The following is an 11,830-nucleotide window of genomic DNA, read 5'->3' as shown; positions in this document are numbered from 1 at the left end:
GCTAGCGCTCCTCGCGCGGCAAATACGACAGCCTGCCGAGGATCGCGTCCGCCAGCGCCGCAGGCAGCAATTGCAGCAGACGCATGCCGAACGCGAGCAGCCCCGGAAACGCGATTTCCGCGCGCCCGACGGCAAGCTTGCGACGGATGTGGGCGGCCGCCTTGTCGGCGGACCACAGGAACGGCTTGTCGCCCGGGAATACGTCGCTCATCGCCGTCTTCACGAAGCCCGGCAGGATCACGGACAGCCTGACGCCGTCGCGCGCGAGCAACGGACGGACCGAATCGGCATACGCCTTGATCGCCGCCTTGCTCGCGCAATAGGCGGGCGAAATCGCCATGCCGCGCAGCGCGGCGAGCGAGCTGATGAGCGCGATTTGGCCACGCCCGCGTATACGCATGCACTCAAGAACCGGCAAAATCGTGTGCATCGTGCCGTAGAAATTCGTGTCCATGACCACGCTTATTCGTGCAAAGTCTTCACAATCGCTAGACGATGCAAGGGTACTCGCAACACCTGCGTTCGCAATTAAGAGATCAATTGGATGCGATTGGTCGAAGCGCGATAACCACTCCCGCGTCTTCTCGGAATCTCGCACGTCGAGGAGCGCAGTGACTACCTCAGCCCCGGCGTCACGACAGTGCTGCGCGCAGACTCCGAGACGCGTGGCGTTCCGCCCCACAAGCCCCAACACAACACCACGTTCGGCATAACACCTGGCGAGCGCTTCGCCGAGCCCTGCACTGGCGCCGGTGATCACTATGCAGCGAGAAGAACACGCAGTCATCGGCCGACGTATCCTGCGAGTTCTCTAGCCACGGGCGGCCTCTTTCAATTGGGGAGGCAGCATATGCTGCTGGGGCAAAATGCTTGATTCGGAGGATAGGGACGTCTGTCCGACAGCAAACGGAGACGTAGCCGCCTCAAGACGGCTAACCGCACCGGCTGCGGCCATCGCGATGCCCGAGCGACTGTAGAAATCGCCGTTGATTTGTGTGTGGCGAATCACATAGTCGATGAACGCCTGATACAGTGCCGCGTCTGGGCTCTCAGCCCGTTGCCAGAAGTCGTCCAGACTCCCCTGCCACGTCATGCCCGGCATCGAATAGACCGCCGCTCCAAGTGTCATCAGCGGTCGATCGTGGTGGAGTGCGGACAAACCCACCGTGCTGTTGACGACAACTACACCGCGCGCGCGCTCGAGCAGGGTCGGCAGGTGGCCGGCCTCTATATAGCGCACACGATCCGCCATCCCTAGTTGTCCTGCAAGGGAACGGACTTGGCGATGAGAGCCTATCAGGCCGGTATCGAGCGGATGATTTTTGACTACAAGCAGCGCATCGGATGGCGCATGATCCGCAAACGAATGCAATACCTTGCTGATGACCTCGCGAATCCCAGAGAACGGCGAATGCTCGATGATCTGACTATCCGAATTCAGCTGCAGCGGGAATAGATAGTAGGGGCGCCGCTCAGTGACAAGCGCTGACGCAACTCGACGCGCCTCCGCCTTGTACCTGCTGAGCCGGGCAAAACGATTGGCGAGGCCTGCATATTCGACGAATCCGTTATATGGACGATGGCTCCGATAATTCGGGAACCGCCATGCATGGAGCGCGTTGGCCATTCGGTAGTGAATGTCGTGCCATGCTCGGATCTGGAGGCTATACCCGGTTGGCTGGCCCGGAGGATTGGTCTCGCGCCGTTCCCTATACCACGTCGGATCAAGAGGCAGCATAGAGCGGCCATTGACGCCAAACGGTTCCAGCGTAATCCAATTCGGCCGCACATAGCCTTCTTCGAATACGTGCACCCTGACGCCGAGCGATTGCGCAACCACGTGGACTGGCCGATGAATCGCACGGCAGTCGCCAAACATAAGCACGTCGCTGAAGTCCCCGGTGCTCAGCACATCGCTATACCAAAACGCAAGGTCACTTGACGCCCCGGCATAGTTCCACGCGGGCTCCTTGCCAGAATACGCAACATCGCCACCGCAAAAGTTGACACGCCGGACAATATGGCGACGGGCGAGCAGCATAGCGCATAACACCTCAAAAAATGGCGATGCGGGCCCCTGTAACACGAGGAACGAGCGTCTCATCGAAAGAGCACGAAGATTAAGAAAACCTCTAAGGAAACGCTGATCAAAGGCCCAGCGCGAAGGTTATCGGAAGCGCCGGGTCGTCATTTTCGGATGGCGAAGCGAAGTGAGGCTCATTTTGGTGAGTTCGATGCGGAAACGGGCCTCACTTCTCGCATTTTTCACACACAAGACGGATTGCCGTCATGTGCCGAGTGCAGCCGATTTCGCGCGATCACCAGGTTCGCCAATGCGAACAGGCTGAACAACTGCGCCGTGTTCTTGGCCAGCCCCTTGTAGCGCACCTTGCGATGACGAAACAGGTTTTTGACGATATGGAACGGATGCTCGACCCGCGCACGAATCTGCGCCTTGGTCCGTTCAGCCGCGATCACCAGTTCCTTCAGCAGACCGTCCTGCATGGCCTTGATCTTGCCTCGCTTGGCCGCCACGCTCCACTTCACCGACTTGCCCTTCATTTCGTCGCGCTTGTCTACGCCGACGTAGCCGGCATCGCCGAACGCTTCCTCTTCATGCCCGTGCAGCAACGCATGGGCTTGTGAGACATCGGATACGTTGGCAGATGTGCCGACCACGCTGTGAATCAGTCCCGAATTCGCATCGACGCCGATGTGCGCCTTCATGCCGAAGTGCCATTCGTTACCTTTCTTCGTTTGGTGCATTTCCGGATCTCGAGTCTTCTCAGCGTTTTTGGTCGACGGCGGCGCTTCGATGATCGTCGCGTCGACCAGCGTGCCTTCCTTCATCAGCAGTCCACGCTCGCACAGCGAAATGCCGATCTCGTCAGACAGGCCATACCACTGCTGCAAAAAGTAGATTCGCAGCATGCGTTCCAGACCGATCGGCGGCCGACCTCGTTCGCCTTTCGGGTAATACGGCGCGATCGCCGAGATCAAACGCGGCCACGGCACGACATTCTCCATCTCAGTCAGGAAGCGCTGACGCTTGGTCACAACGCTTCTTGCCCGCGCTTTCCGCTTCTGCAAAGCTGATCTGCCGTTTCATCACTATCGATCCGTTCCATCAACCTCACATCACAACGTCCCGGGCGGCCTCCACGATGACCGCCGAGCTGGATAATTCAGCGTTTCCCTAGAGCGTGTTATGCACTTTTCATCGGCGCCACCGTCCAAGGGAGATGGAAAAACGCAGACCCTACCCAAGTGACGTAACGGACGAAGAATGGAGCTTCGTCGTGCCGTATCTGACGCTGATGAAGGAAGAGGCCCCACAACGGCAATATGAATTGCGCGAGCTTTACAACGCGTTGCGCTGGTTGGCCCGTGCAGGCGCACCGTGGCGGCTGTTGCCGACGAACTTCCCGCCGTGGGAGGCCGTGTACCAGCAAACCCAACGATGGCTGCGCACAGGCTGCTTTGAGGCGATGACAGACGATCTGCGTTCGATCATTCGTCTGGCACATGGACGTCAGGGCCAACCCAGCGCGGTGATTCTCGATGGGCGGACGTTGCAATCGACGTGCGAGAGCGGTCCGCGCGCGGGATATGACGGCTACAAACGCAAACGCGGTAGCAAAGTGCACATGGCTGTCGACACCTTGGGCCATCTGCTGGCGGTGCACATCACGCCGGCTAACGAGCAGGAGCGCACTCAGGTGCAACAACTGGCGCGGCAGGTTCAGCAGGCTACGGGCCAGACGGTGAAGCTCGCTTTTGCTGACCAAGGCTATACCGGCGAACACGCGGCGCAGGCAGCACGTGACGAAGGCATAGAGTTGCAGGTCATCAAATTGTCCGAGGCGAAGAAGGGCTTCGTGCTTCTGCCACGGCGCTGGGTGGTCGAACGTAGCTTCGGCTGGGTCAACCGTTTTCGCAGGCTCGCGCGCGACTACGAGCGCTTGCCCGAAACCCTCGCCGGATTGCATTTCGTTGTCTTCGTCACTTTGATGCTGACTCATACCGTTCCGTATTTTTGAAAGTGCATAACACGCTCTAAGGAAGAACAGCTGCTCCAGCAACGGCGCTCCTGGACTTGAAGACGCCGCCAGTGCGCGCGGGTTCGTACGGAGTATAGATCAACAGTAGCCAGTCCAGCGTATGAAATTCATAATGCGAACCGCCGAAACTGCATGAAGAAGCTTGCCGATTACATAATTTTCGTGTTTATACTGCTTCTCTTCGAGACGCAACTCTTTCCTTTCCGATGGGCCGGCATGGAAAAGATTGCAGCAGCGCGCACATTGGAAGTCTTCGTTTGGGGTGCGCCGGATTTGTCTACACAATCCGGCAAATTGTTAGTGTTAGTTTGTCGCACTGGCACGCATTGCCGCTTCAGCTATGCCCTTCGCGACAAAACGTGCGGCGAAACTGTCAGGAGATCGCTATGCCCGAGGTACAGAAAGTTGCCCGCACCAAGGTCGATATGCTTGAATTGCCCAACCAACTCGACGACGTCAGACAACTCCGCCCTCTGGCAGTCTTGCCCTGCGACTGGGCCTACCGCATTCAGGATGCTGTTGCTGCACCAAACGCTCCTGGAAAAGCCGAGTCGACTCGCAGATCGAGGCCATCGTCGATCTAGCATTTGATCCGTCCGACCTATGGCTAGCTGCGCACATCCTGCGCCCAACGTCTCGCCCACACCTCGGATAGCCGGGTGGCTGAAGGCATTGAAAGCACAATGTCCACGCAAAGACGGACGGCCTCCACGGAATACCTGCTTTGCAGCGCTGGAGCGTAGCGAACGGATGGGTACCTAGCTAATATATTTGCAGCATCTTCAGTTAAAACTGGAAAGAGCTTTGGAAAATCAGATCCTCCTGAAGCGGTCTCGAGCAAGCTTCATAAAACTGCAACACACTCTTGGCATGATCAGTAGAGTAAATACCCTGTTTCTGATCCTCGTCGTACTGCCGACCATAGTTTCCATCATCTATTATGGCCTGATCGCGTCAAACATCTATGTCTCCGAGGCCAAATTTTTGGTTCGCAGCCCTGACCGTCAAGGCATATCACCGTTTGGTTTCTTTCTAAGCCAGGCAGGTTTCAGCCGATCGCAGGATGACGCCTATACGATCCAGGAGTTCATTCTTTCTCGTGATGCGCTCATCTCGGCAGATCGGGATCTACATATCAAGGCCGCCTTCGGTGCACCGTCTGTCGACATCGTGAGCCGCTTCGACGCGTTCGGCCGAAACGATAGCTACGAGAAGTTCTATCGCTATTACCAAAAGATGGTCGATGTACAAGTCGAATCGACCTCTTCGATCTTGACCTTGAAAGCACGCGCCTTTACGGCCAAAGACGCGCATGCGTTAAATGAGCGCTTGCTTGAGATGAGCGAAGCACTCGTCAACAAGCTAAACGAGCGCGCACGCCTTGACATGATTCGGTTCGCCTCTGGAGAAGTCACAGGGGCAGAGGCAAGATCGAAGGCCGCTGCGGTAGCCTTGGCTCACTATCGAGACAAGCAAGGCGTCATGGACCCCGAAAAGCAATCGGGCATCCCCCTCCAGCAAGTCGCAAAACTGCAAGATGAACTGATCTCTACCAAGGCGCAGATTTCCCTACTAGAGAAACTTGCCAAAGATAGCCCGCAGCTCCCCGCTTTTAGGCAACGAGCACAGTTGCTCACTGAAGCCATCAACACTGAATCAGCACGCATCGCCGGAGCGTCAGACCGGTCGCTGGCAAGCAAAGCGTCCGAATATCAACGTTTGGAACTTGACAAGGAGTTTGCGGACAAGATGTTGGCCAGCGCCATGAGTACGCTCGAGCAGGCTCGCAACGAAGCGCAACGCAAGCAACTTTATCTTGAGAGAATTGCGCGCCCCAGCTTTCCAGATGCATCTCTCGAACCCCGACGCCTCACCAATATCGTTATTACCTTGGTTATCTCATTGATAATTTGGGGGATATTGATGCTCTTGGTTCACGGCATCAACGAGCACCATGAATAACGGTCGCGAACGTGAGCGCCAATCGATCCGGTCCGCATTAAGGATTCAATTGCGTGTGATCGGCGCACTGCTAATGCGTGAGATTATCACGCGTTACGGTCGCCACAATATCGGTTTTCTTTGGTTGTTACTGGAGCCCATCATCTTTACGGTGGGTGTCGTCATTCTCTGGAACATTACACACAGCATGCACGGCTTCCGTGTCCCGGTTACGCCGTTTGTCGTGACTGGCTATTCTAGTCTGCTTTTGTGGCGAACTTGCTCGTTCCGCGGGCTAAAAGCAATCGAGCCGAATCGCAGCCTGCTACACCATAGGCCAGTGAAAATCCAGGACATTTTTTTTGCTCGGATGCTGCTGGAAGTGGCTGGCGTTACAGCATCGCTCGTGCTTTTGATCGTAGTAATGATTGGGATCGATTTGATGAGCTTTCCGGCTGATCTGTCTTTGATCGTCATCGGCTGGTTTTTTTTATGCTGGTTTAGCGCATGTCTCGGAATAATTCTAGGCTGCCTCAGCGAGCATAGCGATTTGGTCGAACGATTGTGGCACCCCGGCAGCTATTTTTTACTGGCGGTAAGTGGCACTTTCTTTATGGTCGACTGGCTGCCACAAACATTTCAGAATGTGGTATTGTGGTTTCCTATGACGAACGCGGTTGAAATGATGCGTGCTGGCTACTGGGGAAATTCGAATCGCTTTCATTTCAGCGTTTCTTATACATTCCTTTTCTGCCTCTCTATGACTCTCGTCGCACTTTTATTGATGGGTGACCGACGCATGAAGATGCTCACATAGCTTATGGGCGTCAAGATGCTCTCCCTGCGAAACGTTACGAAGCGATATAAGTCAAGGACCGGTAGCCATACGGTGCTCAACAGAATAAGTTTAACTATTGAACGCAGCGAAAAAATAGGCATATTCGGGAAAAACGGGGCCGGCAAATCGACGCTCATCCGCTTGATCAGCGGCCAGGAATCTCCTGACAGCGGCTTGATTCAGCGAGAGATGGCCGTATCCTGGCCCCTGGCTTTTGCAGGCGGCTTTCAGGGAAGCTTGACCGGCCTCGACAATCTTCGTTTTATCTCTCGAATTTATAACATCGATCATGAATCAATTCGCGGCTTTGTAGAGGAATTTGCGGAGCTTGGCAAGTATTTGCGCGAGCCAGTCAAAACATATTCAAGCGGTATGCAAGCGCGCCTTGCGTTTGCACTCTCACTCGCCATCGAATTCGATTGCTATTTAATTGACGAAATTATTGCAGTTGGTGATGCCAGATTTCATGAGAAGTGCGTTCATGAGCTGTTCGAAAAACGCAAAGATCGAGCATTCATCATCGTTTCTCACGATGTCGGATTTATTATGAAATTCTGCAACAGCGCCGCCGTTCTCGACCAGGGTACGATCATACGCTTCGACGATGTATCCGATGCATATGAGCACTACAGCCAGCATATCCTCGGACTAGGGTAATTACGACAATGACTACATCAACATCAGTGGTAGTCGCAAGCCTACCCATTACGTCCGGGAATGAGCGAGGGAACGAGACGATCGACTCGATGATCACGCTCGATCTAAGCGGAATAGCCTACGAAAATCACCATGCGCCCGTTTTTCATGCGTGGCTGAAATTAAATAAGCAAGAGCGTAGGCAAGCTCTGCACGACCGTTACATTTTCTTTTCTGTCACATGCTGCGTTGACCAGCACTTGACAGATTTGCTACAACTAGATTTTGCAAAAGCAAACGAATTCACAAAAGATTTACTGAGTGACCTGTCGTGCCTATCTCAAGGTCTTATCGGCTACAGTGAGGAATGGTTTCGAGGCCTCAACCAACTTGCCGGCGCATTCACTGACCGCAATTACTTGCCCGAAGCGAGTGCTGTCGTCGATATCGCACTACGAACGGGTGCGGTGAAATTTCCTCGCATTGCTCAATCGATCAGCTTACATCGCGCATATCTCGACGCGATAGCTGGGCGGCATGAACATGCATCGGAGGTTGCATTAAGGTTAGTACGCAAGCCTTACCTATTGCCTAACCGTCGGGAATTACCGAAGCTGTACCAAAAATTAATGTATATCCTTGCGGCAAGCAACCACCTCGACGAATACAAAACTGTCCTCTGGAAGGGAATTTGCAGCATCCATTCGAACGAACAGCTTCGCATCGACTTTATTTCGCAAATCGTTAAGACCTACCGGGGCGCCTTTCGCGCCTCCCTTCGCAACGAAGTTCCATTACATTACCGCCTGCCATTTCTCCTAGCTAATGTCGCGAGGCTCGCAGGCTCCAATCCGGTGTTGCGACCTCTCCGCGCTCATAAGCCTCTATGGGGCATCTATTTGGGTGTGTTACATCTGCTTCATTCGTTCAGATCGTCGTCGATGTCCGGGCCGACCGGTGTTCAGCATAGGACTGACCAGACCGGCTGGCGGTGGCATATTCCCCTCCTTGCATCAAAGCCGAAACGCCGAGTTTTGATCACGCGGGCCATGGGTGGAATCGGGGACGTGGTCATGATGACTGCGGGTCTTCGAGCTCTCGTTAAAAGATATCCCAGAGCACAGATCGATTTTGCCGTGCCGAAATCGTTTCACCCGATCTTCGAGGGACTCAAAGGGGTACGAATTATTGATGTAAACAGCGACAACGTGGACTTAGCACAGTATAACCGCTGGATCAACCTTACGGATTGCCCGGCGGGACGCATCGAGGCAAGACAATACCCGAACGTTCGGAGTAGTCGCATTGAAATTTTTGCACGCGCCATGGGTGTATCAAAATCATATGTCAGACGCTCGGTTGGTTTTTTGCCGTCCTATCAAGTTACAACCGAAGAAACGGAATGGGCTACGTTGTATCTGAGTCAAATTAACCCTGATGGCCTGCCCGTCGTAGGAATTCAGCCCTTTTCCGTTGACAGCTACAAGAATTGGCCGGATATGGAAAACTTGGCAAAGCGCTTGAGCCAGGATCATTGCGTTCTGATTTTTCACCATGAAACCATCTCTGGTTACGTTTCTTACAATATTCATAAGATATTAATGCCATTAAGGAAAAGCGTAGCCCTACTTACCAAGTGCCAGCGACTTGTTGCCGTAGACTCATCGTTCGTTCATCTATCCGCTGCGCTGGACGTCAAAACTGTCGCAATCTTCGGCCCTACGAGCGGGCGCGTTTTCTGTCGTCATTATCCTCATGTAAAATACATAACCCCCAAGAAATCGGAATTCCCGTGTTCCCCGTGTTGGCGCAACGAACACAAGCCTTGTCATCTAACGAGGGGCCGCGAGAGTATATGTTTGCGCTCCATCGCTACAGAACAGATTTTAACGGCCCTAAAAGCAAACTTCGATCGGCCAAATCCGAGAACTAATGTATTGACTCATATTCGGAACTGGATTCTCTATGGCCGAGAATAAAAGTACATACATATTGCGAAACCACTCGAGCATCGATGACTACACATTTATAAATCAATCGTCCGTTGAACAATCAAATTCTCAAGTGACCGAAATTACTTGACCACGCATCAGATTTACTTCTTTAATTTGAAATTGAGAATCATTATCCATGACAGACAAGAGCCTTGACGAAACCCAGCTAAGAGAATTGGTAATGCTCGTCACCCGAAACGGGCAGCCCAACATAAATTCGCTAGCCGAAATAACGCGAAATGACCTTGCAATTCGATGGAATTTAAAGGTTTATGGGTATCTACTTGCACGACTCCTTCTGGAGAAGGATTCTTCGCGCAAATCAATTAGCGTCGACGCATCCCCATTCCCTAGGAACTGGAAAGCAACGGAACTGAAAGATTTCGATCAAATCTGGTTTCGTTCAGTTTGCCAAGAACTACATATCGAACCAATTCTTCACAGAAAGGTCTGGGAACTCGCGTATGTCGTATCAGCGCTGCACTCATTCGATCTTCTGCGACACGGCGTGAAGGGACTTGGCTTTGCATGTGGCGAAGAACCGCTTCCTTCACTCTTCGCCAGCAAGGGTGTCGAAGTAGTGGCTACCGACCTCATGCCACACGCGGCTGCGGCTTCTGGCTGGAAAGACACTGCGCAGCACGCATCCAGTTTGGACCTTCTCTGGAAACCGGACTTGGTGTCACGGAACGCGTTTGACAAGCACGTTTCACTTCAGTTTGTCGATATGAACGACATACCGTCTTCCCTGCACGGACAATTTGATTTCTGCTGGTCTATGTGCGCGTTTGAGCATCTTGGCTCTATCGAGCGCGGGTTGTCGTTTGTTGAGAATTCGCTGAAAGTTTTAAAGCCGGGAGGTATTGCGGTCCACACGACAGAATTTAACTTTGCGAGCGATTCCGACACTATCGACAACTGGGGCACAGTACTTTTCAGGCGGAGCGACTTCGAGCGTCTTCGGGAGCGCCTTGCCCGACAAGGCTTTGACGTTCCACCTGTTTCCTACGAGACCGGCGACCACCCGGTAGACTGGTTTCTCGATGTGCCGCCGTTTCCAGGAGACCCCGGATATCTCACACAAAAGTTTCCCCAGTACCCGCACTTGAAACTTGTTGTCGACGGCTTCCCGTCTACTTGTTTCGGTTTATTCGCCCAAAAGCCGCTCTGATACATCGCAATTATGGCAACTTCGTCAATGCGGGCTATTGCCGTTACAGTGCTGATATTGATGACTGGAGGCTGCAGCACTACCCCAACCTGGCTACCGACATCCGGACCAAGCAAGAAGGACATCACTGAGCAGAAGGCGGCACTCCCGATACCCGTCATCGACATCAACGAAAGTGTCACCCAACGCCTGCTCGGCGAACGGAAGAACACGACCTTCGCTCAGGTTTTTCCCAGCCAACCTGTAGCCGAGTATCTGGTCGGCCCCGGCGACGTACTCCAGGTATCCATTTGGGAAGCACCACCCGCAACGCTGTTCGGCCAGTTGTCGGCCAGCCTGGGCGACGAGATGGGTGCGAGCCGGGCCACGACTTTTCCGGAGCAGATGGTGAATGCAGAGGGCACGATCAACGTGCCCTTCGCTGGGTCTGTGAAAGCCGCCAGCAAGACTCCGCGCGAGATTGAGGAGGCGATCACGCGACGGTTGACCGGCAAAGCCCATCAGCCGCAAGTGCTGGTAAGAATCACAAAAAACACCAGCTCGAACGTAACCGTCGTTGGAGAAGTCAACGCAAGTACGCGCATGCCGCTGACTGCCAAAGGAGAACGACTGCTGGATACATTGGCAGCAGCGGGCGGCGTAAAACAGGCCGTGAGCAAAATAACGATTCAGCTCACGAGGGGCGGACAACACTATTCGATGCCGCTCGATTCGATCATCCGGAATCCGAATCAGAACATCATGCTCCGGCCGGGTGACGTCGTAACCGCTATCTACCAGTCGTCGAGCTTCATCGCACTCGGCGCGACCGGCAAAAATCAGGAAGTTGAATTTGAAGCGAAGGGAATCAGCCTGACGCAAGCGCTTGGGCGAATCGGCGGATCGGACGATCAGCGAGCAGACGCGCAAGGGCTTTTCATATTTCGCTTCGAAGATCCCAGTACCCTTGGCGGACGGGCCGAGTCGTGGCCACATACCGCTGAAGGCAAGATACCCGTTATCTACCGACTCGATTTGAAGGATCCTCGCAGCTTCCTGGTCGCCCAGGACTTTCCGATCAACAACAGGGACGTGCTCTATATGGCCAACGCGCCCGCAGCCGAGCTGCAAAAGTTTCTCAACATATTGACGTCGTCGATCTTCACCGTAAGCAGCCTGGTCAATACGGCACGGTAGTTTGGAGACGCGT

9 protein-coding genes and 1 pseudogene are annotated in these 11,830 nt (G+C 53.9%); 7 read left to right on the top strand and 3 right to left on the bottom strand.

Annotated features, from left to right (window positions below):
- Position 1: 1 nt before the first annotated feature.
- From WS78_RS03155 to WS78_RS03145, 3 genes and pseudogenes are all read right to left on the bottom strand, one after another.
- On the bottom strand, positions 2–787 hold the full coding sequence (locus tag WS78_RS03155) for an SDR family NAD(P)-dependent oxidoreductase (RefSeq protein WP_059583470.1): 786 nt from the start codon (positions 785–787) through the stop codon (positions 2–4).
- Positions 788–811: 24 nt separating this feature from the next.
- Positions 812–2,104, bottom strand: a complete 1,293-nt coding sequence (locus tag WS78_RS03150; RefSeq protein WP_082717240.1) for a capsule biosynthesis protein — start codon at positions 2,102–2,104, stop codon at positions 812–814.
- A gap of 161 nt (positions 2,105–2,265) precedes the next feature.
- A pseudogene (locus WS78_RS03145) lies at positions 2,266–3,109 on the bottom strand (IS5 family transposase).
- A 133-nt stretch (positions 3,110–3,242) separates the two neighbouring features.
- On the opposite strand from WS78_RS03145, the gene WS78_RS03140 reads away from it, so the two are divergent.
- The 7 genes from WS78_RS03140 (at position 3,243) to WS78_RS03110 (ending at position 11,817) form a co-directional block, all read left to right on the top strand.
- Positions 3,243–4,040, top strand: a complete 798-nt coding sequence (locus tag WS78_RS03140) for an IS5 family transposase (RefSeq protein WP_059583468.1) — start codon at positions 3,243–3,245, stop codon at positions 4,038–4,040.
- Positions 4,041–4,865: 825 nt separating this feature from the next.
- On the top strand, positions 4,866–6,023 hold the full coding sequence (locus WS78_RS03135; RefSeq protein ID WP_226377196.1) for a hypothetical protein: 1,158 nt from the start codon (positions 4,866–4,868) through the stop codon (positions 6,021–6,023).
- On the top strand, positions 6,016–6,819 hold the full coding sequence (locus WS78_RS03130; RefSeq protein WP_063889476.1) for an ABC transporter permease: 804 nt from the start codon (positions 6,016–6,018) through the stop codon (positions 6,817–6,819). The genes WS78_RS03135 and WS78_RS03130 overlap by 8 nt, the downstream gene beginning before the upstream one ends.
- Positions 6,820–6,834: 15 nt before the next feature.
- Positions 6,835–7,497 carry an ABC transporter ATP-binding protein gene (locus WS78_RS03125; protein WP_059583655.1) on the top strand — a complete coding sequence of 221 codons (663 nt, stop codon included), beginning with the start codon at positions 6,835–6,837 and terminating at the stop codon, positions 7,495–7,497.
- Positions 7,498–7,586: 89 nt separating this feature from the next.
- A complete protein-coding gene (locus WS78_RS03120; RefSeq protein ID WP_197419387.1) occupies positions 7,587–9,455 on the top strand; it encodes a glycosyltransferase family 9 protein in 1,869 nt (622 codons plus the stop codon).
- Positions 9,456–9,606: 151 nt separating this feature from the next.
- Positions 9,607–10,641: a methyltransferase domain-containing protein gene (locus WS78_RS03115; protein ID WP_063889475.1), complete on the top strand. Its 1,035-nt coding sequence runs from the start codon at positions 9,607–9,609 to the stop codon at positions 10,639–10,641.
- A gap of 27 nt (positions 10,642–10,668) precedes the next feature.
- A complete protein-coding gene (locus WS78_RS03110; protein ID WP_059583462.1) occupies positions 10,669–11,817 on the top strand; it encodes a polysaccharide biosynthesis/export family protein in 1,149 nt (382 codons plus the stop codon).
- Positions 11,818–11,830: the final 13 nt, after the last annotated feature.

The organism is Burkholderia savannae, assembly GCF_001524445.2.
GTDB classification, from domain to species: domain Bacteria; phylum Pseudomonadota; class Gammaproteobacteria; order Burkholderiales; family Burkholderiaceae; genus Burkholderia; species Burkholderia savannae.
The sequence above is the reverse complement of the archived record's forward strand: the minus strand, read 5'-3'. Positions and strand labels throughout refer to the sequence as shown.